Source organism: Planomicrobium stackebrandtii (assembly GCF_030814955.1).
In the GTDB taxonomy this organism is placed as follows: Bacteria; Bacillota; Bacilli; order Bacillales_A; family Planococcaceae; genus Planococcus; species Planococcus stackebrandtii.
On sequence record NZ_JAUSWB010000003.1, the window covers coordinates 211,396 to 237,399 of the forward strand.

The 26,004-nt window shown below is 45.6% G+C and carries 26 protein-coding genes and 1 pseudogene; 16 read left to right on the plus strand and 11 right to left on the minus strand.

Translation table 11 applies throughout. From position 1 onward, the window contains the following. The first annotated feature begins 94 nt into the window (after window positions 1-94). The 5 genes from QOZ98_RS07075 (at window position 95) to QOZ98_RS07095 (ending at window position 6,138) form a co-directional block, all read left to right on the plus strand. Window positions 95-1,024 carry a carbohydrate ABC transporter permease gene (locus tag QOZ98_RS07075; RefSeq protein WP_308786783.1) on the plus strand — a complete coding sequence of 310 codons (930 nt, stop codon included), beginning with the start codon at window positions 95-97 and terminating at the stop codon, window positions 1,022-1,024. Beyond that, complete coding sequence (locus QOZ98_RS07080) at window positions 1,024-1,857, plus strand: carbohydrate ABC transporter permease (protein WP_142828157.1); 834 nt, start codon at window positions 1,024-1,026, stop codon at window positions 1,855-1,857. The genes QOZ98_RS07075 and QOZ98_RS07080 overlap by 1 nt, the downstream gene beginning before the upstream one ends. Before the next feature lie 22 nt (window positions 1,858-1,879). After that, on the plus strand, window positions 1,880-3,646 hold the full coding sequence (locus tag QOZ98_RS07085) for a glycoside hydrolase family 2 protein (protein WP_308786784.1): 1,767 nt from the start codon (window positions 1,880-1,882) through the stop codon (window positions 3,644-3,646). A 238-nt stretch (window positions 3,647-3,884) separates the two neighbouring features. Further along, window positions 3,885-5,024: an ROK family transcriptional regulator gene (locus QOZ98_RS07090; protein ID WP_308786785.1), complete on the plus strand. Its 1,140-nt coding sequence runs from the start codon at window positions 3,885-3,887 to the stop codon at window positions 5,022-5,024. Window positions 5,025-5,076: 52 nt separating this feature from the next. Next, a complete protein-coding gene (locus tag QOZ98_RS07095) occupies window positions 5,077-6,138 on the plus strand; it encodes an aldose epimerase family protein (protein WP_308786786.1) in 1,062 nt (353 codons plus the stop codon). Between the two features lie 246 nt (window positions 6,139-6,384). Here the strand turns inward: QOZ98_RS07095 and QOZ98_RS07100 are convergent, their stop codons facing one another. Then, on the minus strand, window positions 6,385-7,167 hold the full coding sequence (locus QOZ98_RS07100) for an SDR family oxidoreductase (RefSeq protein WP_308786787.1): 783 nt from the start codon (window positions 7,165-7,167) through the stop codon (window positions 6,385-6,387). Window positions 7,168-7,323: 156 nt separating this feature from the next. On the opposite strand from QOZ98_RS07100, the gene QOZ98_RS07105 reads away from it, so the two are divergent. Continuing rightward, window positions 7,324-7,920: a TetR/AcrR family transcriptional regulator gene (locus tag QOZ98_RS07105; protein ID WP_308786788.1), complete on the plus strand. Its 597-nt coding sequence runs from the start codon at window positions 7,324-7,326 to the stop codon at window positions 7,918-7,920. 67 nt (window positions 7,921-7,987) lie between these two features. On the opposite strand, the pseudogene QOZ98_RS07110 reads toward QOZ98_RS07105, so the two are convergent. The 4 genes and pseudogenes from QOZ98_RS07110 to QOZ98_RS07125 form a co-directional block, all read right to left on the minus strand. Further along, window positions 7,988-8,378: pseudogene (locus tag QOZ98_RS07110) on the minus strand (hypothetical protein). Window positions 8,379-8,562: 184 nt separating this feature from the next. After that, complete coding sequence (locus QOZ98_RS07115; RefSeq protein WP_308786789.1) at window positions 8,563-9,282, minus strand: hypothetical protein; 720 nt, start codon at window positions 9,280-9,282, stop codon at window positions 8,563-8,565. A 1-nt stretch (window position 9,283) separates the two neighbouring features. Then, a complete protein-coding gene (locus tag QOZ98_RS07120) occupies window positions 9,284-10,156 on the minus strand; it encodes an ABC transporter ATP-binding protein (RefSeq protein ID WP_308786790.1) in 873 nt (290 codons plus the stop codon). Next, window positions 10,156-10,530: a GntR family transcriptional regulator gene (locus QOZ98_RS07125; protein WP_308786791.1), complete on the minus strand. Its 375-nt coding sequence runs from the start codon at window positions 10,528-10,530 to the stop codon at window positions 10,156-10,158. The genes QOZ98_RS07120 and QOZ98_RS07125 overlap by 1 nt, the downstream gene beginning before the upstream one ends. 182 nt (window positions 10,531-10,712) lie before the next feature. Between QOZ98_RS07125 and QOZ98_RS07130 the strand changes: the two genes are divergently transcribed. The 9 genes from QOZ98_RS07130 to QOZ98_RS07170 all read left to right on the plus strand — a co-directional run bounded on the left by QOZ98_RS07130 (window position 10,713) and on the right by QOZ98_RS07170 (window position 20,131). After that, window positions 10,713-10,916, plus strand: coding sequence for a hypothetical protein (locus QOZ98_RS07130; protein WP_308786792.1), 204 nt, complete (start codon window positions 10,713-10,715; stop codon window positions 10,914-10,916). A 170-nt stretch (window positions 10,917-11,086) separates the two neighbouring features. Further along, entirely contained in the window at window positions 11,087-12,286 is a 1,200-nt protein-coding gene (locus QOZ98_RS07135) for an acyl-CoA dehydrogenase family protein (protein WP_308786793.1), read from the plus strand. A 193-nt stretch (window positions 12,287-12,479) separates the two neighbouring features. Next, window positions 12,480-13,196, plus strand: a complete 717-nt coding sequence (locus QOZ98_RS07140; RefSeq protein WP_308786944.1) for a PspA/IM30 family protein — start codon at window positions 12,480-12,482, stop codon at window positions 13,194-13,196. Between the two features lie 48 nt (window positions 13,197-13,244). Next, complete coding sequence (locus tag QOZ98_RS07145) at window positions 13,245-14,273, plus strand: TFIIB-type zinc ribbon-containing protein (RefSeq protein WP_308786794.1); 1,029 nt, start codon at window positions 13,245-13,247, stop codon at window positions 14,271-14,273. Further along, complete coding sequence (locus QOZ98_RS07150) at window positions 14,270-15,049, plus strand: TPM domain-containing protein (RefSeq protein ID WP_308786795.1); 780 nt, start codon at window positions 14,270-14,272, stop codon at window positions 15,047-15,049. The genes QOZ98_RS07145 and QOZ98_RS07150 overlap by 4 nt, the downstream gene beginning before the upstream one ends. A 32-nt stretch (window positions 15,050-15,081) precedes the next feature. After that, window positions 15,082-16,080 (plus strand): SPFH domain-containing protein, encoded by a 999-nt coding sequence (locus QOZ98_RS07155; protein ID WP_308786945.1) that lies wholly within the window; start codon window positions 15,082-15,084, stop codon window positions 16,078-16,080. Between the two features lie 259 nt (window positions 16,081-16,339). Then, window positions 16,340-17,944 carry a DcuS/MalK family sensor histidine kinase gene (dcuS, locus tag QOZ98_RS07160; RefSeq protein ID WP_308786796.1) on the plus strand — a complete coding sequence of 535 codons (1,605 nt, stop codon included), beginning with the start codon at window positions 16,340-16,342 and terminating at the stop codon, window positions 17,942-17,944. Continuing rightward, a complete protein-coding gene (locus tag QOZ98_RS07165) occupies window positions 17,941-18,657 on the plus strand; it encodes a response regulator (protein WP_308786797.1) in 717 nt (238 codons plus the stop codon). The genes dcuS and QOZ98_RS07165 overlap by 4 nt, the downstream gene beginning before the upstream one ends. Window positions 18,658-18,820: 163 nt before the next feature. Further along, on the plus strand, window positions 18,821-20,131 hold the full coding sequence (locus tag QOZ98_RS07170) for a 2-hydroxycarboxylate transporter family protein (RefSeq protein WP_308786798.1): 1,311 nt from the start codon (window positions 18,821-18,823) through the stop codon (window positions 20,129-20,131). Window positions 20,132-20,213: 82 nt separating this feature from the next. Here QOZ98_RS07170 and QOZ98_RS07175 read toward each other — a convergent pair whose 3' ends face one another. The 6 genes from QOZ98_RS07175 to QOZ98_RS07200 form a co-directional block, all read right to left on the minus strand. Next, a complete protein-coding gene (locus QOZ98_RS07175; RefSeq protein ID WP_308786799.1) occupies window positions 20,214-20,423 on the minus strand; it encodes a DUF2975 domain-containing protein in 210 nt (69 codons plus the stop codon). 52 nt (window positions 20,424-20,475) lie between these two features. Next, window positions 20,476-20,700 (minus strand): helix-turn-helix domain-containing protein, encoded by a 225-nt coding sequence (locus QOZ98_RS07180; RefSeq protein WP_142828188.1) that lies wholly within the window; start codon window positions 20,698-20,700, stop codon window positions 20,476-20,478. 10 nt (window positions 20,701-20,710) lie between these two features. Then, window positions 20,711-21,190, minus strand: a complete 480-nt coding sequence (locus tag QOZ98_RS07185) for a DUF2975 domain-containing protein (RefSeq protein ID WP_308786800.1) — start codon at window positions 21,188-21,190, stop codon at window positions 20,711-20,713. 645 nt (window positions 21,191-21,835) lie between these two features. Then, on the minus strand, window positions 21,836-22,147 hold the full coding sequence (locus QOZ98_RS07190; protein WP_308786801.1) for a hypothetical protein: 312 nt from the start codon (window positions 22,145-22,147) through the stop codon (window positions 21,836-21,838). A gap of 299 nt (window positions 22,148-22,446) precedes the next feature. Further along, window positions 22,447-23,811: a YjiH family protein gene (locus tag QOZ98_RS07195; protein ID WP_308786802.1), complete on the minus strand. Its 1,365-nt coding sequence runs from the start codon at window positions 23,809-23,811 to the stop codon at window positions 22,447-22,449. After that, window positions 23,808-25,136, minus strand: a complete 1,329-nt coding sequence (locus QOZ98_RS07200; protein ID WP_308786803.1) for a sigma 54-interacting transcriptional regulator — start codon at window positions 25,134-25,136, stop codon at window positions 23,808-23,810. The genes QOZ98_RS07195 and QOZ98_RS07200 overlap by 4 nt, the downstream gene beginning before the upstream one ends. 316 nt (window positions 25,137-25,452) lie before the next feature. On the opposite strand from QOZ98_RS07200, the gene QOZ98_RS07205 reads away from it, so the two are divergent. Beyond that, window positions 25,453-25,953: a pyridoxamine 5'-phosphate oxidase family protein gene (locus QOZ98_RS07205; RefSeq protein WP_308786804.1), complete on the plus strand. Its 501-nt coding sequence runs from the start codon at window positions 25,453-25,455 to the stop codon at window positions 25,951-25,953. Window positions 25,954-26,004: the final 51 nt, after the last annotated feature.

The window sequence follows — 26,004 nt, forward strand, 5'->3', positions numbered from 1 at the left end:
ACTGCTTACTTTTTATTTTTATCCCGCTTCAACTGAACGAAAAAGTCCGGTTGGATCAACAGCATTAAGTTACCCAGAATGAGGTGAGAAAGCAATGAAAGAAGCAAAATTGCCTGCGAGCAAAGCAAAAAAAGAAAGACTTTCCAAATTCACATCCTTCCTGTTTGTGTTGCCCTATTTACTGTTGTTTTTAGCTTTCCTCTTTATCCCGCTTGTTTACGGTATCTACATCAGTTTGCATGATTACAATTTACTGTCGAGTGTGCAGCCTTTCATCGGCTTTGAAAACTACGCGACTATTTTCAATCCGGATTCCGCGATGAATTCGCTGTTCTTTGAAGGGCTGGGGAACACGGTCAAGTTTGTCATTTTTTCAGTGCCTTTACTGGTAGTGATTGGATTGGGTCTGGCGTTGCTGTTAAATAGCATCCCCGGAAAACTCAGAACATTTTTCCGTACGATCTACTTTATCCCTTATGCCATATCGGTTTCAGTAGTATCTATTATTTTCCTATGGATACTCGATACAAATTCCGGATTGCTGAATATGTATTTAATGGACTTGGGCTTCGATGCCATTCCGTGGCTGACAAAACAGCCGTTTGCGTGGATTTCTCTTATCGGAGCCACGATCTGGTGGACGCTCGGTTTTAATATGATTATTTTTATCAACGCTTTGAATGAAGTGCCGGAAGAATTGTATGAAGCGGGTGCCATTGATGGCGCAAGTGCTTGGCAGAAGTTTATTCATATCACTTTGCCGACAATCCGGCCTATTATGCTATTCGTTATCATCACTTCAACCATTGCCTCGTTCAACGTCTTTGGGCAGCCTTACTTAATGACACGCGGTGGTCCTGGAGACTCAACGGAAGTGCTGCTGATGGGAATTGTCAACCTGGCTTTTGAGGAACGTGAATTAGGCGTTGCATCGGCAATGGCTTTGCTTATGTCCTTAATCATGATTGTCATTTCCGTTATTCAATTTAAAATCGCCAACTACAAACAAGGAGGGGAAAACTGATGAAAAAGAATGGAAAACAGATTGGGCTGATTGTACTTGCTTCGGTAATAGGGCTTTTGTTTCTCATTCCTCTTATCTGGATGATTTCCACTTCCTTTAAAAATGATTTTGAAGCCATCGCCGGAGGATTAAACTGGATACCGGAAAACTTCACTTTTGAAAACTATTTATACACGCTGACGGGTGATGGAGTGGATGTTCCGATATTCAGATGGATGTTCAACTCGTTATTTGCAGGACTGGCTGGAACAGCAATCATCGTCGCAATTGACGCGCTCGCTGCTTATGGCTTGGCACGGTTGGATGTTCCTTTCAAAAAATACTTATTTCCACTATTTATCAGTACATTAATGATTCCTTTTGTCATCACGTTTCTACCCATGTATATGCAATTCAGCAACTTTGGTTTATTGAACACGTATGCTGTATTGATTTTTCCATACACAGCCAATGCATTCGGTGTCTTTTTGCTTTATCAATTCTTCAAATCTTTCCCGAAAGAATTGGAAGAAGCAGCGAAATTGGACGGAGCGAACAAGTGGCAGATTTTCGTTAAAATCGTCATTCCTTCTGCAAAACCAATCATTTGGACATTGGCAATTTTCTCTTTCATGGGAATCTACAACGATTTCTTATGGCCGTTAGTGGCAACAAATTCACCGGACATGAGAACAATCACAACCGGTATTGCCATCATGCAGCAAGGAAGTTTTACGTCTTCTTATGGGAAACTCATGGCATTGACAACGATCGCCACTATCCCAATTTTAATTGTCTTCTTAATTGGACAGAAACAACTGATCAAAGGCATTACGCAGTCAGGCATCAAATAAGTGACGGAGGTAGCGCAAACATATGGCAAACTTACAAACAGAATACCCGAGACCGCAATTTCAACGAAAGGACTGGTTGAACCTGAACGGGGAGTGGAATTTTTCTTTTGACGATCAAGAACTTGGATTACAGGAAAAGTGGTACCAAAACTTTCCCGCAGGACAGACCATAAAAGTTCCATTTGCCTACCAGACTGAAAACAGCGGCATTGGAGATCCTTCTTTCCATGAAGTGGTCTGGTACAACCGGACCTTTTCAGTGCCGGAAGACTGGCAAAACAAACGAATTCAGTTAAATTTTGGCGCCGTTGATTACCGAGCTTGGATATATGTAAACGGAGAAAAAGCAACCTATCACCAAGGTGGAAATGTTCCTTTTTCAGCCGATATTACCGATTTGCTAGTAGCAGGAGAGAACAGCCTAACCGTGAGAGTTGAAGATCCTTCTGAAGATACGACCATACCGCGCGGCAAACAATATTGGCACGAAGAATCGGCTTCAATCTTTTATACGCGCACAACGGGAATCTGGCAGACGGTTTGGCTGGAACCTGTGGCGGAAACTTCGATTAAAAGTTTACGCTGGACGCCGGAAATAGATCGCGGCGACATTGAGTTTGAAACCGAACTTGCTGGAAAAATCAGCGGAAATACAAAACTGCGAATAACTGTGTCGTTCCAGGGAGAACCCGTCTTAAGCGAAGAAGTTACCGTTTTTCAGCCGCATATTAAACGCAGCATCAACATCCGTGGACGCTTTCCGGATAGAAGCAATATTCATGGGCCGGGGTGGTATTGGAGCCCGGAGCATCCGAATTTATTCGATGCTCGAGTGGAATTGATTGCGGATGAAAAAGCAGTCGACACCATAACAAGTTACTTTGGAATGCGGAAAGTATCCATTGAAAATGGCACGTTTATGCTGAACAACAAACCTTATTATCAAAAGCTCGTTCTTGACCAAGGGTATTTCCCAGGCGGTCTGTTGACTGCAGAATCGGACGACGCGTTAAAGCAAGATATTGTGCTTGCCAAGGAAATGGGATTCAACGGTGCACGCAAGCATCAGAAAGTGGAAGATCCACGATTTTTATACTGGGCCGATCAGCTCGGATACCTTGTATGGGGGGAAATGGCAAACTGCGCGGAATACAGCGAAGAAGCTGTGGAACGGATTTCAGCAGAGTGGATAGAAGCGGTAAAACGCGACTACAGCCACCCAAGCTTGGTGGTCTGGGTGCCCTTGAACGAAAGCTGGGGAATTTCCCGTGTCGCTAGGGAAAAACAGCAGCAGCACCATTCACTCGCTATGTACTATTTAACGAAATCCCTTGACCCAACCCGTCCCGTTTGTTCAAACGAAGGCTGGGAACACACGGTTTCGGATTTATGCGGCATTCATAATTACCAGTCTCCTGAGAAGATGGCGGAAGCCTACCGAACTGTCGAAAGTGCGGTTGCGGCTACGCCTGCAGACCGTCCTATCTATGCGGAAGGCTTTGGATACAGAGGAGAACCTATTCTGATCACCGAATATGGTGGAATCGCCTATGACACGAAAGAAATCGATCAGAAAAATGGATGGGGTTATTCAGCGGTTCAGGGCGGCGAAGAATTAATTGAAGCCTACCGTCAAAATACAAAAGCCTTGCTCGATTCTTCAGTGGTCCAAGGTTTTTGCTACACGCAGCTGACCGACGTCGAACAAGAAATTAATGGACTTTTGACGTATCACCGCAAGCCGAAATGTGATTTGTCCGAAATCAAAAAAATCAACGATGGCAAATGAGGATTTTGAAAAAGAGTTTGCTGTGATGCAATAAGTTGAGAAACACCTTTCGTTGAAAAGTGGGTAGAAAAATACCCACCATTCGATAAAAAGGTGTTTTTCTCTGGCTGTGAGAGTTTTTCCTCCAAAACAATAAGTTAATTTAATTAACAAAGATTCCAGAGATTTGTTAAACTATTAACTAATAGAGTTCGAAGCAGCTCCAAACTGCCCGAATCTGATAAACGGAGGGATTTCGATGCGCCAAGGCACCTTTAAGTGGATGAAGTCGATGAACAAATCAATCATCCTCAATAAAATAAGAAAAGATGGTCCGATATCGAGAGCGCAAATTGCACGAGAAACAAACTTGACGCCCCCGACTGTCAGCAGCAACGTAAAAGAGTTGATAGAAGAGAAGATAGTCGAGGAAAGCGATATCGGCCAGTCGCAAGGCGGCAGGAAACCAACGATGCTGGTGATTAACAACCAGGCATTTTCCATAATTGGTGTGGATGCAGGTCCAGAAAACATTGAATGCATTGTGGCAGACCTTGCTGGAAATGTGCTTAAAAGGTCAAAAACAAAGTTACAGCTGCCAATCACCAACCAGGAGTTTATTGCTGCGTTAAAAAGTTCTATTAAAAAAGTGCTGGAAACTGACAAACAAGTCGTAGGCATTGGTGTGGCCATGCATGGCGTGGTGGAAGTTGAAACAGGCACTTCGTTGTACGCACCCAATCTGGGCTTGAGCAACATTCCCATCAAACAACAGTTGGAACAGGCATTTGGTCTGGAAGTGAAAGTGGAAAACGATGCACGGGCAATGGCATTGGGCGAATACTGGTTTGGCGATCACGGAGAACTGGAAAGCATGCTGGCCGTGAACATCGGCAGCGGTGTAGGTGCAGGACTCATCATCGAGGGCAAACTGTACCACGGCGCTTCAGATATCGCTGGAGAAATAGGCCATATGACAATCGATTTGCACGGGGAAACGTGTGAATGCGGAAACCGGGGGTGTCTGCAGACATTTGTTACCGGTCCTGCCATCGCCAGAAAGGCACCTGGAAATCATTTGCTCACAGCAGAAAACGTATTTGAGCAAGCCATCAGCGGCAATGAAGAGTGTGCGGCTATTTTGAAAGCATCCGGAAGAGCGATGGGCGTCGGGCTGACCAACCTGATCCACATCGTCAATCCGGAAAAAATCGTCCTTGGCGGGGGAGTATCAAAAGCCGAAAAGTTTATTTTGCCTGCCATACGGGAAACGATTAGAACTTCTGCACTGACGCCCGCAGCAAGCCAAACAACAGTGGAAGTATCCAAGCTTGGAGACGATGCCACACTGATTGGGGCAATCACCCTGCTGCTGGTGGATATCTTTGAAGTAAAGTAAAAAGAGCTTAGTAAAATAAAAGGGATAACAAACAGATGGAAGGATGAAAAAAATGAAAGTTAGCGAAAAAATATTTGATCATAAAAACGATCGGCCGATAAAATTATATACATTGGAAAATGACCAGGGGTTTCAAATGTCCTGTATCGATTATGGCTGTGTGATTACTGAAATTATCAGCCCAGACCGCAATGGAAACCTGGAAAATGTCGTATTAGGCTTTGATACGCTTGAAGAATACGAAAACAACCCGTTCTTTTTCGGAGCATTGGTGGGGCGCTTTGCCGGACGAATCAAAGATGGGGAGTTTTCAATCGAAGGGATAGATTATCAAGTACCTAAGAATGCTAACGGCCATAATTTGCATGGAGGTGCCAAAGGCTTTCACTCGGCTCTTTGGGATTCAAAAGTGATCCAAACGGAAAATGAAGCAACAGTCGAATTTACGTATTTCAGTCGGGATGGCGAAGAAGGATTTCCTGGCAACTTGTCCATGACGGTCCGCTATACCCTTAAGAATGACAGCAATCAGCTTGTCATATCCTATTCAGGAAAATCTGACAAGACGACTGTGTTGAATGTAACCAACCACTCTTACTTTAATTTGAGCGGCAATTTCAAACGGACCATCTTAGATCATCAATTGACGATGGAAAGTGATCATTATTTGGAGTTGAATGAGGAACTGCTGCCGACGGGCAATCTGGTTCCGGTTGCAGACGACACGCTGTTTGATTTCCGAAACGGCAGAAGCATCAGGGAAGCCACAATGTCGGATCATCCACAAAACAAACTGGCTGGCAACGGCTATGACCACCCCTTTTTGTTGGATCGTGCAGAACAATCTGGGATCAAACTTACTGATTCAGTAAGTGGCCGGAAACTGGTTGTGGAAACTACAGAACCTGCAGTTGTTTTGTATACAGGAAATGATATCGGGGGATCCTATTCGATTCGAGGGACACAAGCCGAGGATTATTTGGCACTTTGCCTCGAAACGCAAAGTCCGCCGGATTCATTGCGTCACCCGCACTTCCAATCCGCCATTCTCAAAGCAGATGAAGAGTTCAAATCGGAAACGACTTATACGTTCTCCAGCATCAGCAATGGCTAACTATTTTATTTTACAGTTTACCGTCTTTTAGAAGAATTTAGTGAAAATAGTTGGTTATGCCAAGTGAATTGGAATAAGCTACACTTAAGAATTATCACTTCTGATGTCGCTTCGGGATTTGTTAATAGATAAAGCTGTTTTAAAAGGAGTTTTCCACTTTTAAACAGTTTTTATTTTAATTAAGAAATAAAAAAACTGCAGCTCCATATTCAAAATGGGAGCTGCAGTGTAAAGTTTTACTTGCGATTAGTATTTGTAAGACTGTCCGCCATCGATCGGGATAACAGTAGCGTTGATGAATTTTGCTGCATCAGATAGCAGGAATGCGACAAGGTTGCCGACTTCTTCGGGCTTTCCGAAACGCTTCATTGGGTTGACGCTGACAAACTCTTTGCCTGCAGACTCCCAGTCGTCGCCTGCCATTTGCTTCAAGGAACCTTCGACCATTGGCGTCATGATAGCACCAGGTGCGATGGCATTGATGCTGACGCCAAACTGGCCGTATTCAATGCCCGAGTTGCGGGTTAAGCCGACAACGCCGTGTTTGCTGGCTGCGTAGCCGGACTGGTTGCCGACTCCGCGGATGCCGCCGACAGAAGCGGTGTTGACGATCGAGCCGTGGCCTTGCTGCTTCATAACTTTCAATACATATTTCATACCGTAGAAAACGCCATTTAAGTTAACGCTCACCACTTTTTCGAATTCGTCAGAGCCGTATTCTTCAGTCAGGTTCTGTTTGCCTTCGATGCCTGCATTGTTAAAGAAGCCATCAATTCGTCCGAATGTGTCCATCGTGAGTTGCACATAGTTTTTCACATCTTCTTCACTTGTTACGTTGGCTTCAACAAGCACAATTTCCGCTTCTGGAGCCACTTCAAGGATTTGTTTTTTGCTTTCTTCAAGTGACTTTTTGTTCATATCGACGAGCACCAATTTGCCGCCTAACTGAGCGATGGAAAGTGCTGCTGAATATCCCAGACCGGATCCTCCACCTGTGATGATAATGACTTTATCTGTATAACTGATCATGAATGATCTCTCCTTTTTCATTGATATGCTAAACTGGATTTAAGGTTCGAATTTAGTGTAAACCTTTACAAAAGAGGGTTCAATCAGTAGAAAATCCGAAACTGTCGAGTAATTCGACAGTTCTTTAAAAAATGTCGATTCTGGGGGCAGCAAATCATGGAAGAGAGAAAAGAAAATCTTTCACCGCAAGCCGAGCGGACAAAGCGCCAGTTTAAACAGGCGTTCACCGAGCTGATCAATGAAAAAGGGTTCAGCCATGTATCGGTGACGGATATTGTGCAGCGGGCACAATACAACCGGGCGACTTTTTACCTCTATTACGTTGACAAACAGCATATTACCAAAGAACTGAAAAATGAGATGTTCTATCAGACCAAGCGGACAAGCAAAGAGCGCTATGCTCTTGGAAAGCTGGTGGCGACAAAGTCGATGGATGCGGATTCGTTTGAATTGGCGACATTCATTTACGATAATCGGTCTTTTTTTAATCTTTACTTGAAAGAAGATACCATACCGGGACTGCATCAGGATTTGCCGCGGGCGATTTTCGAATTGTTGGATGAGCAGTTTACGTTTACGCCGACAGGTGACCACGATATCAATTCATCGCAGTTCAAGCTGTATATGGCTCATGGAACTGCAGGGCTTTTGCTGGATTGGGCTGCTAAAGGCTATCAGAAATCCCCGCGGAGAGTGACGGAGGAATTGATTGGAATTCTGCAGGCGTTTGCAGACGGTTTCCAGGTTGAATAGCTCACAAAAAATTCTACTCAATAAAAAATCCCCTGAAAAAGAGTTCTGTTCTTTTTCAGGGGATTTTCTATTCTTTCTCTGTCAAAAATGTAATTACTGCAAACAGCAGGAACGCTATCAGCAGGATGCTGCCACCGACGATGAACAAGATCATGACTAAGGTTTCGTTCCAATTGAATGGATTGAGGTTATACAGCCACATGCCGCCAGTCAATGCAAAAGCACCGACCATCGCAAGGACACTATGAATAGCAACAAGCTTTTTGTATTTGATTGTGTAGACCCGGTAGAAAATCCCCCAAGCAAACACCGATAGCCAGCCGACGAGCAGGATGTGGGCAATGGATCGGGCGCAGGGCATAATCCATTTCCCCAGCCATTTGCGAACCGAGAAAGGTGCCGAACAAGCCGAATATTGCCGAAAAGCGTATTAAACGAAGACTCCAAGTTTTTTCCATGAGGGTACCTCCAAATTATGATTGTTTCAGATTGCAATGCCGCAAAGCTGATAATGAATTTACTCTCTTATCCTAATATATTGGGAGCTCAAATGATACTTCGCTCCGTTTTTGTGTGGATAGAATTTCGAAAAAAGCCTTGCCAAAACCCTAAATCGGGAAGCGGCAAGGCCTTTGGTGTTTCTTACATTTTTATCGAAATGCGTTTCGTCAACATTCTCGTAGATACCAGCAATACCGCAATCAACAGCAGCGAACCGGCGAGTGCCAGGAAAGGACTGGCGTCAGCTGGAATCTCCGGCACCCATGGAATAACAGAACTTAAGCCGCCGTCTCCCCAGAAATAGCCATTAAGGCTGAGTGCTGCTATTGCAATGCCGACAAAACCGAAACCGATGACCCACCCAAAACGGTAATAGCCGACGCCAATCAGCCAACCGATTAGGTGATAGGTAAAGGCATTCAGGAAGAAAATGCCTGCGGCTGAAAACCAGCCAGATGCCGGATCGTATAAAGGAGCGGCGTCTGTATCGATCGGCAATGCGGCTAAGTTGGAAATCAGATGTTCAATGACGTTCACTGCGAGCGGCACCAAAGTGACAGCCAGCGCCAATGCCAGTGTAGAGATGACAGTCCCGACATACAGGTCTTTGCGGGTGATGCCGTGCTGTACATAGTAGCCCATGAAGGCATAGGCTGCAATGATTCCGCAAACCAGCATGAAAATGGCTACGGATTGGCTGGAAAAGACGAAAAACTGTTGGATGCTGGTGTCGTTTCTGGCGACAATAATCATTCCGATTATATGGCCTGCAATCAAGAATGAGAAAAACCAAATGGCCCATTTGAATTGTTCGTAAAAGAGGTCGAATGCAACTTTTGGATAGAGTTTGACTGATTTCATTTTAACGTGCCTCCTCTGTTAAGTGGATGAACAGATCCTGCAGTGACACGGGGCCGATTTCTAGACCCTGCTGACGGGCAGCGAGCTGGCGCTGTTCACTCAGCGTGCCGTAAACCATTACGGATTTTGTACCTCCAAGTTTTTGTTCATTCAAGAGTTTCATACCAGAGACGAAGGCATCAACTTGATCGGCTGCTCCGGTGATGGAAGCTCCTTGAGCAGAGATGGTTTCATAATCTTCGTTCATCAGCAATCGGCCATGATCGATGATGACAACATTATCGAAAAGGTAATCCATTTCCGAAACAAGGTGCGTGGAAAGAATGAAGGTCCGCGGATGCTTTGCCTGATCCGCTAAGATCTCCTGGTAAAAAATTTCGCGAGCCGGAGCATCCATTCCAATATATGCTTCATCAAAAATCGTAATCGGCGTACGGCTGGCAAGTCCAATGACGACATTCAGTGCTGATTGCATTCCTTTAGACAATTTGTAAATGGGCTTATCGAGAGGAAGATTAAAGCGTTTCAGCAGATAGTCAGCGTACGCTTTGTCGTAGTTTGGACGATAGCTTTCCGGGAATTCAAGCATGGCTGGAATCTTTTGGTACTCGTCTGCATAGTTTTTTTCATAGATAAAACCAACCTGCTGCATCTTTTCCGGATTTTCAAAAACAGCTTCGCCATCAATTTCCACATGTCCCTGTGTCGGTTCACGGAATGCGGCGAGCAAAGATAGAAGGGTGGTCTTGCCGGCACCATTGCGTCCAATCAGTCCGTGAATCTTGCCGGCTTCAAGTGTCAGGGAAATATCTTTCAAAGCTTCAAATTTCCCGAATCTCAATGTGACATCGTTCAGGTTGATCTTGGCAGCCATTAGAATTCACTTCCTTTCGTATTTTTGATCAGTTCAATAACTTCCGATTGCGTAATACCGAGCTTGTTGGCTTCTTGCATAAGGCTTTTAACATAATTATCGACGAACGCCTCTTTTCGCTGCCCCATTAATGTCTCTTTCGCACCTTCAGCTACAAACATCCCAATCCCTCTCCTCTTAAATAAGATTCCTTCTTCCACCAGCTGATTGATCCCTTTTGAAACGGTCGCGTGATTGATCTTATAGAAGCTGACCAACTGATTGGTCGATGGAGCCTGATCGCCTTCTTTCAGTTGATCGTTGACAATCTGATCTTCAATCAACTCACGGACCTGCATAAAAATCGGCTTGCTCGAATCAAACACTTTGCTCACTGCAAACACCTCCTTATTTGAGTTAGGTAATATGGTTATATACTTATGTGTATAACCATATTACCTTTTTATTTATTTGTCAATGATTTTCGTGCCAGGCACCAACACAATTACACAAAGTGATTAATATTGGACACAATGGGTAAACAATTAGTAAATCTTTAAAAACCGGAGGGATATCAATGACAAGAAAAGGTACAGCAGGCAGATCACCTGATCAACAATCGGCTCCTCCAGAGTCGGGAATCGATAAAGTCGTCAAGAAAACGAAAGAAGCATTAGACGGTGATAATAAAGCGACTGATTATAAAGACGGTGAAGATGAAATGGCTGAGGCAAAAGAGCACTCTAAGGGAATAACAGATAAAAAGACTCGAAAAGATTAAGAATACAGAATGCAAGGCATCGCAAGTATCCCATTGGGTTATCGGCGGTGCCTTTTATATGTGCTTACAAAATTCTCAATTGTGTGGGTGCCAGGCACCAACTTATACTCTTCAAAAAAGGATTGTCTGCCAGTTCTGCAGAATAAAACAAATGAGAGGGGCGATTGAAGATGGACTTTTCATTCACACAGGAACAAGAGATGCTGCGCCGCACAACACGGAGCTTTGTAGATAAAGAAATCATGCCGTTTATCGAGGAGTGGGACCGTGCAGGCAAATCGGATCCGGCGATTTATGGCAAGCTGGCCGATGTTGGACTGATGGGCGTTTGCATCCCTGAAGCATACGGTGGTAGCGGAATGGATTATAATTCTTTGGCGATTGTCTGTGAGGAACTGGAGCGTGGAGACACGGCTTTCCGGACTGCTGTTTCTGTCCATACTGGTTTGAACAGCTTAACCATTCTTCAATGGGGGACGGAAGAACAAAAGCAACGGTATCTTATTCCTCAGGCAAAGGGCGAGAAGATCGGAGCTTTCGGTTTAACAGAACCTGGAGCAGGATCTGATGTGGCGGCGATGAAGACGACAGCTGTAAGAATGGGCGACCATTATGTGCTCAACGGACAGAAAACCTGGATTTCTCTCAGCGACGTGGCGGATCATTTCCTGGTCTTTGCCTACACGGGTGAGCAGTCGCAAAAGCACGGGGCAATTTCCGCTTTTATTGTAGAGCGCAAATGGCCAGGTTTTTCTTCCAAGGCCATCAAAGGCAAGCACGGCATACGGGCAGGCAATACCGGTGAGTTGTTTTTTGAGGACGTCCAAGTCCCGGCAGAGAATTTGCTGGGTCAAGAAGGCGAAGGATTCAAAATCGCAATGTCGGCGCTGGATAACGGCCGATTCACGGTTGCTGCCGGAGCGGTTGGGCAGATTATGGCATGCCTAGAAGCAAGCATCAGCTATTGCCATGAACGCCAGACGTTCGGCAAGGAAATTGGTCGGCATCAGCTGGTCCAGCAAATGATCGCAAATATGGAAGCGGGCTTTCAGATGAGCCGGCTGCTTGTTTACCGTGCCGGTGAACTGAAAAACCAGGGAAAGCGCAACACGAGGGAAACGTCCCTGGCAAAATGGCAGGCGTGTGATTTTGCCAATCAGGCAGCAGACGACGCTTTCCAGATCCACGGTGCCTATGGCTATTCGGATGAATACCCGGTCAGCCGCTACTTGCGCAATTCCAAAGCGCCGGTCATCTATGAAGGGACGCGGGAAATCCATACCATTATGCAAGCGGAATATGTACTCGGCTACAAGGAAGACAAAGCGTTGCCGAAAACATTACCGGCATGGGAACAGCAAACCGAATAGTTTTTTCAAAATATTACCTAAAGTGCATAATGGGATACACTGTATTGGAGAAATCTTTTCATCTTGCATATGCAACAGCAGGGATTTTGATTGGGTTGTATGCTTAATCTCTGCAGTTATAGGGTAATTCTTTCATTAAGAAAGAGCGGCTGCTCGGCAGTCCCGCAAAAACCACAAAAAGAGGAGAATGATGATGGAAATTTTAAAACGATTCAAAGACATTATGACAAGCAACATTAACGCTTTATTGGACAAGGCAGAAGATCCGGAAAAGATGATTGACCAGTATTTGCGTGATTTGAACAGCGACCTGGGAAAAGTGAAATCAGAAACTGCAGCGATTATGGCAGCTGAAAAACGGGAACGCCGGGAGCTTGAAGAATTTGAAAACGAAATTGGCGACATGCAGCGCTATGCGGTAAAAGCGTTGGAAGCCGGCAACGAAGACGACGCACGGAAATTCCTGCAGCGCAAGGCAGAGCTTTCCGAAAAACTGACAGACAAACAAACTGCAGTGGAACTTTCGGCGGCCAATACGCAACAGATGCGCCAAATGCACGATAAGCTGGAATCGGATATCGGTGAACTTGAATCCCGCCGTTCTGAGCTAAAAGGCAAAGCGTCTGTAGCAAAGACGCAAAAACGCATGAACGATTTCGCTTCTTCTGTGGACGGAGCTGGCGAGCGGATTTCCGCTTTCGACAAAATGGAGCAGAAAATCAACCAGGAGCTGGATGAAGCCATCGCGATGTCGGAGTTGAACAAAAGTTCAGGAACGGACATCAAAGACCTTGCTTCAAAATACGACAGCGGTTCTTCTGTCGATGACGACCTGGAATCCCTGAAAGCGGGCATCAACGTGGACGACGAACTGGAAGCATTAAAAAGCCAGTTGGGCAAAAATGAATGACGGCTCCTGTACGAACAGTTTCCTTTAAGCTGAAAGGAGGCGAATGGAATGGTCATTCAGTATAAGTGTCCGAACTGCGGTGCGGACATGTCGTTTGACAGCGAGTCTGGCCACCTGTCCTGTCCAAGTTGCGGCAGGCAGGATGAAATTGAGACATTTCCAGAAACCAATATCCTGCGGAAGTTCGACCCGGGTGAAGCAAAAGAATACCATTGCGAAAACTGTGGAGCCGTCATTCTGACTGAAGCGGAAACCACTGCAACCCATTGCAGCTTCTGCGGGGCGCCAGTGCTGATAGCGGACCGGCTGAGCGGTGACTTGGCTCCTGCCAAAGTGATTCCCTTCACCATCAGCAAAGAAGAAGCGGTCGCCGCTTTTCAGAAATGGACAAAAAACGGACGGCTAACGCCGAGAGGTTTTACGAGCGGCGACCGGATCAAAAAAATGACGGGCATGTATGTGCCATTTTGGCTGTATGACATTGATGGAACAGCGGACGTGGCAGCACTTGCGACGAGGGTGCGCAGCTATACGCGAGGCGATACAATCTACACAGAGACTGATTTTTATGATGTTCGCCGGCAAATGGATCTCAGCTATTTGAAAGTACCCGCAGATGCCTCTGAAAAAATGGACGATGAACTGATGGACAAGCTCGAGCCTTATAATTATGAGGAACTGAAAGATTTTAGAATGCCTTACTTGGCGGGCTATCTCGCCGAAAAATACGACTATGACGACGAGGCGCTGTTCTCACGAATCGAATCCAAGATTGTGCCGTATATCGATTCGTACATAAGCAGCACCGTTTCCGGCTACTCGACTGTCAGCTACACGAACAAACAGATCCAAACGAATAAAAAAAATGTCTACTACACCTTGTTTCCGGTGTGGATGGTTTATTACGATTTTGAAAATAAGGAACACACTTTTGCGATGAACGGCCAAACGGGAAAAGTGGTTGGCAAGCCGCCAATCAGTCCCTTTAAAGTGGCTGCCTGGTTTACCGGCATTGCCGCTTCAACTTTTGCAGTGATGAAAGTGATTTCATTCGCTGTAGGAGGTGTTCTGTGGTGAGGGATATTCAAGTGAAATGGCTGTTAATGATTTCTATCCTGTTGGTTTTTAGTGGACTCGGCGGGTTTACCGTGTCGGCTGCTGTGGATCAGCGCGTTTACGACAACGCCGATCTGCTGAGTGAATCGGAAATTGCAGAATTGGAAGCTGTCGCAGCGGAACATAGCCGGAAGCACGGAACGGACTTTCTGTTTTGGACTACTGCAGATGAACAATCGCTTTACATCCAGGATGATATGGGCGATTTTTATGATACTTGGGCCGAGGAGAACAATCAGGAAAATGCCGTTTTGCTGTCGATGAATATCGCAACGCGTGATGTTTATCTGGCGGGTTTTGGAACAGCGGAAAGGACACTGGATAACCAGCGTGTAGATCTGGTGCTGGACCGGATCATTCCGGAAATGCAGCGGGGCGACTACGCGGGTGCTTTCCATGAGACGGTGACAACTTCGAGCCGCTACATGGAATTCCGTCCCGGTGTCAATCCGGAAAACATTTTCTTTAAAACCTGGTTCCAAGTGGCGATTGCATTGCTGTTGGGCGCAGGCATTGTCGGTTTCATGCTCTATAATTCAGGTGGACGTGTGACCACGACTCCCACAACCTATTTTGACGACGATCACACAAAAGTGACCAGTAAGCTCGACCAGTTCCGCAATAAAACCATATCACGCCGTAAGGTTCCGAAGAAAAGCGGCGGAGGCGGAGGCTTTGGAGGCGGCGGAAGCACAGGAGGCGGACGCTCATTTAGCGGCGGTGGCCGTAAATTCTAGATTGGATTAGACCAAAGGAGGGAATGGACAGAATGGGTTTTTTCAGCAGTCAATTTGCAGATGTAGTGGAATGGGAAGAGTTCAGGGAAGACATGATTTTCTGGAAATGGACCAACAACGAAGTCAAAAAAGGCAGCCGGCTAATTATTCGTCCTGGGCAGGATGCCATTTTTATCAACAACGGCAAGGTTGAAGGGATTTTTGAAGACGAAGGCGAGTACGACATTGAATCGGAAATTGTGCCGTTCCTGTCGACGCTGAAAGGATTCCGCTTTGGTTTTAACAGCGGCATGCGTGTGGAAGTGCTGTTTGTGAACACCAAAGAATTCACGGTCAAATGGGGGACGCAGAATCCGATCAACATCCCGGCGCCCCAGCTGCCAGGCGGCATGCCGATTCGCGCAAACGGCACCTTTCAGTTCAAGGTCAGCGATTATGTTGGCTTGATTGATAAAATTGCGGGTGTCCGGAACAGCTACGTTGTGGATGATGTAAAAATCCGCATCACGGCAATTTTGGACCAGCTGTTGATGCGTTGGATCACAAAAGAAGGTAAGGATATGTTCAATCTGCAGGCCAACGCGCACGAAATTGGCCAAGGCATCCAGGATGATTTGAATATGCAGCTCATGGATGACGGTATGAAAGTTACGGGCTTCCAGGTCATGAGCTTCAACTATCCGAAAGAAATCCAGGATATGATCAACAAAAGCGCGTCGCACGGCATGGTCGGCGACGTGGCGAAGTACCAGCAGATGTCAGTAGCCGATGCCATGGGCAAATCATCCGGATCCAACACAGCTTCCGACATGGCCGGCATGATGATGGGCATGAACATCGCCAAAGAAATGATGGACGACCAAAAAGAATCAAGTGCAGGCAGTCAGGAAAACACAGCCGGTGCAGGTTCGGGCGATTCAGCTGCTCAATCCGACGGCAGCGAAAAGACGGTGCCGAAATTCTGCCCAAACTGCGGCCAAAAAAACGAAGGCGCCAAGTTCTGCCCGAATTGTGGACAGAAGCTTGGATAAATAGATAGGAAAACCGCTGCCGGGATGAAAATCCTGGCAGCGGTTTTTTGAGTAATATAGCAAAATGTGGACACCATGCTTGCAGAACTTTAACTTCTTTCTGCCTCGTTCCTTTTCAGCGGTTTCAAAATCTGCTTTTTTCATCCTTCTTATATAGTAGAATAGCAGAAGGGTTCGGCTCGGCTTTAGGCCGATAGAGGGATTTAGTTTTCAGGTACAGCCGAACTAGCGAGCATTAACAGGAACGGAGCGGCAGTGAATGAATTTATCACGCTTTAAATTGAGTTCGATCATCATCTTCTTTATCTGTCTTGTAGTATTGATTTCCCTGTCAATCACAATTCTTCTCATTACTGATATGACAAGCGAAAATATAGAAAGCCAACTAGAAGAAAAAGCAGTTACTCTTTCACGCACGGTTGCAGAATCACAAATAGTTCAAAACGGCTTGCTGCGGACTGAGCTAGAGACAGAGATACAAGAGTACACGTCAACTATTCAGGAAGCGACAGACGTACTGTTTATTGTTGTCATGGATATGGAAGGTTTGCGGAAATCCCATCCGGATCCTCAACAAATCGGACAGCCTTTTGTTGGCGCAGATGAAAAGCAGGTGCTGTTGGGCGAAGACTACACATCGCGTGCTGAAGGGACGCTCGGAAAATCCCTGCGTTCTTTTACGCCTATCCTGGACGCAGAGGAAAATCAGATTGGTGCAGTAGCGGTCGGAATTTCCCTCGATGAGGTCCAATCTTCCATCGACCAGAGCCTGCTGAAGATCCTGACTGGCTCTGCCATCGGCTTGTTGGTCGGCATTATCGGCGCTTTCTGGCTGGCCTGGTATATTAAGAAAAGCCTGTTTGGGTTGGAGCCGTATGCCATTGCCCGCATCCATGAAGAGCGGAACCAAATGCTGCAGTCTGTCTATGAAGGGGTTATTGCAATTGATGCGGATGCGAAGATTGTGCTGGTCAACAAATCGGCGAGGCGGATTTTTCATCAGGCAGGATTGATGGCCAAAGAACCAATCGGCATGGATATCAACGAGTTTTTGCCAGGCGCTATGCTGGAGCGGATGCTGGATCAAAGGCAGCCGGAATTAGATAAGGAACAAAGTTTCAACGGTGTTTCTGTCATTTCAAACCGCGTACCGCTGGTGGTTAATGATCACGTAATTGGAGCGATTGCCACATTCCGCGATAAGACAGAAGTGAATCAGCTGGCGGAACAGCTGACAGGCGTCCAGTTATATGCCGATACGCTGCGTGCGCAATCCCATGAATTTATGAATCAGCTGCATGTACTGCTCGGCATGATCAAGCTCGAAGAGTATGGGCAGGTAAAGCAATTTATTGCCAAGCTTACCGATCATCAGGCCCATGAAGTCGGGGCTGTCACACAGCACATAAAAGATCCGGTTCTTTCGGGATTTATCATTGGGAAAATCAGCTATGCAAGAGAAGCGCATGTTGAACTTGTTATCCAATGCAAAACAGAGATTCCGCGGCCCAAAGATCCGGCTGTTACACATGAACTCATCACAATTCTCGGCAATATTATCGACAATGCGATTGATAGTGTGTCGGGCATGGAAAAGCGGATTATCTCCGTTCATTTTTCCTATATTGATGAGTTGCTGGAGCTGACTGCAGCGGATTCAGGACCGGGCATTCCTACAGAAATGCAAACGTCTATTTTTTCCAAAGGCTTTTCTTCTAAAAAAGGCAACGACCGAGGATTCGGCCTATACTTGGTGAAAAATAGTGTCGAAAAACTGGAAGGCTCAATTGACATTGTATCGGAACGGGATGGAGCCGTGTTTTCCATCGTTGTTCCCTATGAAGCGGGAGGTGAAAAACAATGATTAAGGTGCTGATCGTAGAAGATGACCCGATGGTGGCAGAACTGAATCGCCAATATGTTGCAAAGGTGGATGGCTTTTCCGTGACCGGGCACGCGGCCGATGCGGTGGGAGCCCTCGAGCTGCTGGCTGCGGAAAAAGTGGACTTGCTGCTGCTTGATATCCACATGCCCGGCATGAACGGCCTGGATTTTTTGCGGCAGCTCCGGGAAGAAAAAAAGGATCTGGACGTCATCCTCATTACAGCCGCTTCTAAAATCAGTCAGATCCAGCAGGCACTGAGGCTTGGGGCAGTCGATTATTTAATCAAGCCGTTTGAGTTCAGCCGCTTCCAGGAAGCGTTGCTGCAATACAAAAACCAATATTATGGCCTTGATGATAAGGAAAAAGTGGATCAGCAGGAGCTTGACCGGATGCTTCAAAAAAAGGGTGAGCCTGTTCAAGAAACCGAAAACTTTGGTGCAGTACCGAAAGGACTGACAAAAACGACGTTGAAAAAAATCGTTGAAGTGATATTACAGTTAGAAACGAATACGTTTTCGACAGAAGATATCGCGGAAATCAGCCAGATATCAAGAGTATCCGTGAGAAAGTACTTGAAATTCCTGACCGAAATCGGCTATCTCGAGGAAAATCTTGTTTACGGTATCGGGCGTCCCATTTATCGCTATCTCGTTAAAGAAGACAACCAATCCCGCATAACACCGTATGTGTAGAAGCAGCCACTCCGGCTGCTTTTTTTAATTACAATAAGTTCAATACTTTCATAAGGTATCCGTTTTCTGACTATTTAACTATGATTGGTATCAACAGATTGAAAGCGCTTTCCTTTGATAGCCGTCAATCATAAAGAAAAGAAAACGGGATGGAGCTGAAAAAATGGAAGAAACAAAACGAAAAGTGCCGGCAGATGTGCCGATGAAAAAAAACTTAGGTACGTTCTCGATTTTTAATGTCCCAATTTTATGGTTTGGTATTTTTGCAGCAATCGCCCTCTATGCGATGTATACAGATAACTTGCCTGCAGGGATGATTGGAGCACTATTGATCATCATGGTCCTCGGTGAACTGCTCGGATGGATCGGAGACCATACCCCGATTGTCCGCACATTTTTAGGCGGCGGTGCGATTGTGGCTATATTCGGTTCAGCCTATATGGTCTATAGCGGCTTGATGCCGGAAACCACCTCGACGATTATTACGGAATTTATGCAAGATGGTGACTTTTTGAACTTCTATATCGCTGCGTTGATTACCGGCAGTATTTTGGGTATGGAGTCGAAAGTGCTTGTGAAAGCGGGCGTCCGTTACGCATTGCCTTTGCTTGCGGCAGTTGCAGGAGCAGTCGTGCTTGCGGCTTTGGTCGGTATGCTGATTGGATTTAGTATTCAGGATGCGGTACTGGTCATCGCCATGCCTATCATGGGTGGAGGCATGGGTGCCGGTGCAGTGCCAATGTCACAAGTTTACTCCGAAATGCTTGGAAACGAACCGGGTTATTACTTGTCGATATTAGTTCCTGCACTTGCGCTGGGAAATGTATTCGCCATTATTCTGGCCAGTGTATTGAACATTGTCGGCAAGAAGTACCCGAGTTTGACTGGGAATGGACAATTGATCAAAGGATTTCATTATGAGAAAAAAGAGGCGCCTGAATACAGCCTGGCTAAAATGGGCATTGGTGTCCTGGCCGCAGTGTCGTTTTATATGTTAGGAAATCTACTAGGTGATTTCATTCCACTGCATCCATACGCCATTATGATCATCCTGGTGGCAGGGTTGAAAGTGGCCAATGTCATGCCGGAAATTATTGTAGACGGTGCTAGCCAGTGGTATGAGTTTGTTGCGAGAAACTGGACCAACGCCCTGTTGATCGGCATCGGTGTTGCATATACAGATTTGGCTGCTGTTTTGAATGCTCTAAGTATTGAGTATGTGCTAATCGTTCTTGCGGTAGTTTTGGGAGCGGTCATCGGTTCCGCCGTCGTCGGAAAGTTCATGGGCTTTTATCCGATCGAAGCAGCTATTACAGCTGGTCTTTGTATGGCAAACATGGGCGGGACAGGCGACGTAGCTGTATTATCGGCAGCTCGCCGAATGGAATTAATGCCATTTGCACAAATTTCATCCCGTCTTGGCGGTGCACTGATTTTGCTGCTGGCCAGCATATTCATTCCGTTCTTTATCTAGTAAACAGAAAAAATCCACTCACAGCGAATACTGTGGGTGGATTTTTAGTTTCTAACTCATTGCCGCCGCAATGGACGATCCTTCAAACCGTCATCTCATTTTCTGCTTTCATCCGAATTGCCTGGACTGTCAGTTTTTCCAGCACCGCCGCAAAAGAGCCGGCTGCTACTGACAGAATGATGCAGATGAAGCACAACATGAATACGCTGCGGCTGGCGAAAATACAGAAGGCAAGTGTCAGAAGAGCAAGGACAGACTTCAGAAAAAGTAAAGGACCTTTTGCCAGTTTCACCAAGAACACCTCGCTTGTCATTCATTGATTGAGAGAGCAGTGAAAATACTGGCTACGAAGACGGCTCATCTTTTTCAGGACGGTATTCCAGAACATCTCCAGGCTGACAATCCAATGCTTTGCAGATTGCTTCCAATGTGGAAAGACGAACAGCTTTTGCTTTGCCATTTTTCAAAATGGACAGGTTAGCCATCGTGATGCCGACCCTTTCTGATAGCTCGGTAACACTCATTTTGCGTTTGGCCAGCATCACGTCGATATTGATTATAATTGCCATATCATTCACCTCAGACTGTTAAATCATTTTCAGATTTTATTTCAATCGCATTTTCCAATAGTTTTTGGAGAACTGCCGCAAAGACCGCGATTACGATCGCGCCAAATGTAATGACCATCCCAAGTCCACCAAGGCCAGGCGCATCATCTACTTCGGCCGTATACAGGATGATCGGCAAGCATAGCATATACAGTACAGTGATGATGAGGGCGCAATATTTAATGTTCTTCAGCGCCTTTACGGATCTTTCCGAGAAAGCGGTGTTCCGGTCAATATAGCCTAAAAGCTTCATTGCCTGATATAATGCCGAAAAATAGGCGATTGCCGTAATATACATGGCAACTAAGAAAACGTACTGCAGAAATGACCATTTCGGCAGAATTTCTCCGATGAACTGTGAGAGTGGAGGCACCACAAAGATGCACACAGCCAAAACTGGAAGAGCCATCAGAAAAAGAACAATTTTTAAAAATAGGGTTTCCCGTTTCATTTTAAAGCACCTCACTTATTTAAGATTAACTCTAGTATAAAATAATGTTTATCGAATTACAATAAATAAATATTGATTTTTAATTTATATTAGCGATTGCAAGATAGGTTTATGCCAAGAGAAAGCATGGCATTAATTGGGTTTTTTGAAATCTGAATTATCGGTTTATTTTGATTTAATTTTTTGATGAAGCGGAGTATGATAAAGGTAAAAGGAGGAGGAGTTTAAATGGAGGCTACCTTTGGGCTTGTGCCCATGCTCGTCCTTTCCGCCATTGTCGTTGTGCTCATCGTGTCCTATTTTTTCTTCCATCACTGGGCAAAATGAGTATTGAACAGGAAAGCCGCATGCTGTTATGCGGCTTTTTGTATCGGACTGCTGCAACGGATACTAAAAACCCAAAAGACCCTGGATGGATAGCACGTTAACCGTGTTATCCACTCAGGGTCTTTGTAAAAAGCAGAAACAAAAAGCTAAGGAGACTCTCACGTGGAAGGCCATATTTGTCATTCCCATTCAATCCGTGAGGTCGCCCGATCTGGATACTTACATACCGTACCTGTTCAGCTTCTTCCGCAGCAGCAGAAAGATCAGTTTCTATCGATTTAGCCTCCGCTGTTTGGTCTGTAGTCTCCCTTGCCTCGGTTAAAAAAAGCTTAAAGCGAGGGCAGCAACAAGAAGAACAGCTGCAACTTTCCGGTTTGGAATTTTAAAGTGTGGCAAGCTGCCTTTAAACAACGCGACAACTGCGATGATGACGGCAATAAAAACAACTAAATTGACGATGCTGCTGATGCCGCCGCCAAATAGCCCCAGCAGCAAAACTAAAGCAATCAGCAAGTAAATTGGAGCAGCCAGCACTTTCTTCCATAAAGTGTTTGATCGGAAACCTGGAAGGTTGCGGACAAAGCTCTTAAAGGTAAATTTGGGTCTTCCAAAACGATTGCGATTATTCATCAGGATTCCTCCTTCGTTTTTTAAAATCTTACAGCTGCCAAAAAGGGAAATCGAAAATGTAAGACTTATGCTTACATATATTATTTCAGTATGACAGAATTCGTTCCATTTTGATAGATTCTTTGGGAACAAGAACTATCTGAGTACATGAAAGCGAGTAAAGAGTGAAAAATGGCATTGCAGACTCTTTGAATATGGCTCAAGTTTCTGTGTCCTGCTTTGGTTTGTACGTTTTCACGATAAAGAACATTCAAACGCAAAAACTCCACTTCCAGAATTCTGGAAGTGGAGTTTCTTTTTTATACAAATAGATGGCCGAACAATACAAGAATCGGCAAAGTGATAATGGTACGCAAAATGAAGATTACAGCCAGTTCCCAGAACTTCACCGGAATATTAGAACGCAGGATCAAAATGCCGATTTCGGACATGTAGATGATTTGCGTCAAAGATACACCGGCCAGAACAAAGCGGGTCAATTCACTTTCGATGCCGCTTCCGAGAACAGCCGGAAGGAACATGTCTGCGAATCCTACAAGGAAAGTAGGGGCGGCTGCCGCTGCTTCAGGCAATCCCATCAAAGTCAGCACAGGAATCAGTGGGTAAGAAATGATTTGGAACAGTGGTGTATATTCCGCAACAATCAAGGCTAGTGTACCAAGAGCCATGACCAGTGGGATCAATGCCAGCCAGATATCAAGTACGGTTTCAATGCCGACCAGCGCAAGTTTTTTCGGGCTTGCGGCACCATTTGCTTTGCGGCGGGCTTCATCAAATCCCCACTGGAATAAGGAAGCTCCTTCGGGAATGGTGTCATCGATCTGTTTGCCGACCGGCGCGTAATATGTATCTTTTTTGCGTGACAACGGCGGGATGCGCGGCATAATGACCGCAGCTACCAGACAGGCGACCGATACCGCCAAGTAGAACGGCAGGAACAGGTGGCCAATGCCGACAACATTTGCAACAACCAGGCTGAAGGCGACGGATGCGATTGAAAAAGTCGTCGCAATGACGGAAGCTTCACGCTCAGTGTAATTGCCTTCGTCATACTGTTTCATGGTCACCAGAACACCAACCGGCGCAGCGCCCATCCATGATGCCATTGCATCAATCGACGAGCGGCCGGGCAAAGTGAAGACAGGGCGCATAAACTTATTAACCAATGCACCGACAAATTCCATTAAGCCAAATTCCACCAGCAGAGGCAGCAAAATTCCAGCGAACAGGAACCAGGTAAGCAATACGGGCGCCAAGTCATAGAGAACCACGCCTCCGGTATTCCGTGAAGCAATTGCTTCAGGGCCGATTTCATAATAGGCCATGATGCCAAATGCAAAAGCGAGGACACGAACAATCAGTCCGAATGGCCCGTTGATGAAGGTAGAACGTAAAAAAGGTGAGTTCTGTACAAAAGCAGGTTTCAAGGCAGTTGCCGTTAAGCTGGCGATTGCGGAGAAGCCGAGCAGGATCACAATGAACGGCGGGATTACGTCACCGAACGTTGTCAGGAGGAACGATGCCAGAATGCCGACCCCGATGGTGATTTCGCCGTTGTAGGAAATCGGGCATAGAAATAACAGTGCGCCGATTATGGAAGGGATTAGAAACTTCCAAGTATCAGCCGGTTGGATGGTCTTTTTTTCGCTTTGAAGCATGGTCATGTCATTTTCCCTCCAGTGGTGTTTGCGTATTTTTTTAGTTTGCGGACGACGGATGGCTGGCTGATGCCCAAAATATTGGCCATCTCGGTGGTGGTGCGGTAACGCTTTTGTGCGTTCAGCAAAACTTTCTTTTCAACAGATTCCAGAATGTGCGGCAGTGTTTGGCCATTGAGTTCAAAACCGATGCGCTCATCCGAATCCGGCTGATAGGCGATGGGAAGGTCGTCGAGTGTGATGAGTGCCGACTCGCTTTCAATGAAACTGCGTTCCAGTACATTGCGCAGTTCGCGGAAATTGCCTTTCCAGGGCAGCTGCAGGAAATGAAAGTACAAATCATCTGTCAAAGTTTTCAGCTGGCGGTAATTGCTGTTCAGTTCATCGAGAAAATGGCTGATGGCCAGGTCCAAATCGTCCGGCCGCTCTCTCAACGGTTTCAGTTCAATGGAAGCCAGGTGCAGCAAATAAAACAAGTCCTCACGGAAACGTCCGTCTGTAACAGCTTCTTCAACTGGAGTGGTGCATATGGCGATGATGCGCGCAGTGTGCGGCGGCTGCAAAATTTTGAACAGCGCTGCCTGAGAAGCAGCGGAGAGTTGATCAAATTCATTTAAGACTAAAGTTCCGCCAGCTGCGAGACTCATATAGCCTTCACCGTCCAATCCCCAAAAACTGATTTCGAATATCGATTCCGGGATGGCGCTGCAATGGACTTCAATAAATGCGGCGTCCCGCCGGCTGCTTTGCGAGTGGATAAATTTAGCAAGAGCCGTTTTTCCAGTTCCGGGTTCTCCTTGGATGACAACGGGCACATCGAGCTGTGCCATTTTGGTCGCCGTTTGAAGTGCCCGGCCGGAAGAAGGGCTTTCCATGACACAGCCTTCGATATGGAGCTGCTGATTGCGCAAGTGAGCGAGCTCGCCTTTGACTTTGGACATCTCCGATTCCAGGTTCTCCAAATATTCCTTCATGACCATCAGCTGGGACATATCGTAGGAATAACTGACGACAAACTCAACATCGCCCTTGTCATTAAACAATGGAATTCCAGTAATCAGCACTTTTCTTCCGGAAGGTGTATCCTGGCGCAGCACCACCTTTTTTTTCTGCTCCAGTACCAGCGGCGTAATGGCAGGAGAGAAAATTCCGGCTGCTTCCAGGTCATAGACGGATCTACCAAGCAGGTCTTTAGGTGTCACACCATAAGGTTCACCGCTGTGTGGAGAGACTTTAATGATGCGGCCTTCCCGGGTAGTGACAATGATATCTTCATCGTAGGTATCAATGATTTCTTCATCAGTATTGGGAAGCAGAAACAAAGTATTCATCATTGACCTCCGTTATTCATTCTTGTATAGACTATACATGATTGAATAATCACATTACAAGAGAATAATTAATTATTCTTGAATAACTTTATACGAATTAAGGATTTTAAGGTGTCGATCAAGAAGAGACAGCTACAGATGATTATGTAATTCTTATGAGTTATTGAGTATTTTTATTAATGTAAAGCCGATACTTTCTTGGTACATAAAAGCAGCGCCGCATCTATACATGAAGTTTAAAGAACGTGGGGAAGGGAATTCTAAACAGTGTAGTCAACTTACTCTATCCAACATACTATAGGAGGAAAAATTAATTATGGTAAACAATACAACAAGCAATCTGGAATCTATTCAAACGGTTAATAAGCTGATCAAGGATATCAAAGTGGCCATGTTCACGACGATTTCATCCGACAATAAAATCATTTCACGTCCAATGCAGACACAGGAAGTGGAATTTGATGGGGAGCTATGGTTCCTGACAATGAAAGATACGGAGAAGTACGAGGAAATCATCAGCAATCCGAACGTCAATTTGGCATACGCAGGCAGTTCCTATGTATCCATCAGCGGAACAGCTGAATTTATTGAAGATGCAGCGAAGAAAAAAGAATACTGGAATCCGATTTTTGACAAAATGCTGGACACATCTTATGACGACCCGAACGTCGTGCTGATAAAAGTCGATGCGGATTCAGCTGAATATTGGGATTCAGGCAATACCTTAAAGTCAGTCAAGACTTTTGTTAAAAAGCTGACCAATAAAGACACTGAAAAAGACCGTAAAGAAATTAACGATACAGTGGATTTCAACTAAAGAACCTTCATGACGTAGAAAAGCTCGGAGACAATTAATTGTCTCCGAGCT

Excerpts from the sequence above, each read along its gene's own strand:
- QOZ98_RS07165 (WP_308786797.1), top strand. The coding sequence starts at position 17,941 with ATGATTAAGGTGCTGATCGTAGAAGATGACCCGATGGTGGCAGAACTG.
- QOZ98_RS07080 (WP_142828157.1), top strand. The coding sequence starts at position 1,024 with ATGAAAAAGAATGGAAAACAGATTGGGCTGATTGTACTTGCTTCGGTA.
- QOZ98_RS07115 (WP_308786789.1), bottom strand. The coding sequence starts at position 9,282 with ATGAAATCAGTCAAACTCTATCCAAAAGTTGCATTCGACCTCTTTTAC.
- QOZ98_RS07130 (WP_308786792.1), top strand. The coding sequence starts at position 10,713 with ATGACAAGAAAAGGTACAGCAGGCAGATCACCTGATCAACAATCGGCT.
- QOZ98_RS07195 (WP_308786802.1), bottom strand. The coding sequence starts at position 23,811 with ATGACCATGCTTCAAAGCGAAAAAAAGACCATCCAACCGGCTGATACT.
- QOZ98_RS07095 (WP_308786786.1), top strand. The coding sequence starts at position 5,077 with ATGAAAGTTAGCGAAAAAATATTTGATCATAAAAACGATCGGCCGATA.
- QOZ98_RS07085 (WP_308786784.1), top strand. The coding sequence starts at position 1,880 with ATGGCAAACTTACAAACAGAATACCCGAGACCGCAATTTCAACGAAAG.
- QOZ98_RS07200 (WP_308786803.1), bottom strand. The coding sequence starts at position 25,136 with ATGAATACTTTGTTTCTGCTTCCCAATACTGATGAAGAAATCATTGAT.
- QOZ98_RS07190 (WP_308786801.1), bottom strand. The coding sequence starts at position 22,147 with ATGAATAATCGCAATCGTTTTGGAAGACCCAAATTTACCTTTAAGAGC.
- dcuS (WP_308786796.1), top strand. The coding sequence starts at position 16,340 with ATGAATTTATCACGCTTTAAATTGAGTTCGATCATCATCTTCTTTATC.
- QOZ98_RS07140 (WP_308786944.1), top strand. The coding sequence starts at position 12,480 with ATGGAAATTTTAAAACGATTCAAAGACATTATGACAAGCAACATTAAC.
- QOZ98_RS07135 (WP_308786793.1), top strand. The coding sequence starts at position 11,087 with ATGGACTTTTCATTCACACAGGAACAAGAGATGCTGCGCCGCACAACA.
- QOZ98_RS07075 (WP_308786783.1), top strand. The coding sequence starts at position 95 with ATGAAAGAAGCAAAATTGCCTGCGAGCAAAGCAAAAAAAGAAAGACTT.
- QOZ98_RS07205 (WP_308786804.1), top strand. The coding sequence starts at position 25,453 with ATGGTAAACAATACAACAAGCAATCTGGAATCTATTCAAACGGTTAAT.
- QOZ98_RS07185 (WP_308786800.1), bottom strand. The coding sequence starts at position 21,190 with ATGAAACGGGAAACCCTATTTTTAAAAATTGTTCTTTTTCTGATGGCT.
- QOZ98_RS07105 (WP_308786788.1), top strand. The coding sequence starts at position 7,324 with ATGGAAGAGAGAAAAGAAAATCTTTCACCGCAAGCCGAGCGGACAAAG.
- QOZ98_RS07120 (WP_308786790.1), bottom strand. The coding sequence starts at position 10,156 with ATGGCTGCCAAGATCAACCTGAACGATGTCACATTGAGATTCGGGAAA.
- QOZ98_RS07100 (WP_308786787.1), bottom strand. The coding sequence starts at position 7,167 with ATGATCAGTTATACAGATAAAGTCATTATCATCACAGGTGGAGGATCC.
- QOZ98_RS07180 (WP_142828188.1), bottom strand. The coding sequence starts at position 20,700 with ATGGCAATTATAATCAATATCGACGTGATGCTGGCCAAACGCAAAATG.
- QOZ98_RS07090 (WP_308786785.1), top strand. The coding sequence starts at position 3,885 with ATGCGCCAAGGCACCTTTAAGTGGATGAAGTCGATGAACAAATCAATC.
- QOZ98_RS07155 (WP_308786945.1), top strand. The coding sequence starts at position 15,082 with ATGGGTTTTTTCAGCAGTCAATTTGCAGATGTAGTGGAATGGGAAGAG.
- QOZ98_RS07145 (WP_308786794.1), top strand. The coding sequence starts at position 13,245 with ATGGTCATTCAGTATAAGTGTCCGAACTGCGGTGCGGACATGTCGTTT.
- QOZ98_RS07170 (WP_308786798.1), top strand. The coding sequence starts at position 18,821 with ATGGAAGAAACAAAACGAAAAGTGCCGGCAGATGTGCCGATGAAAAAA.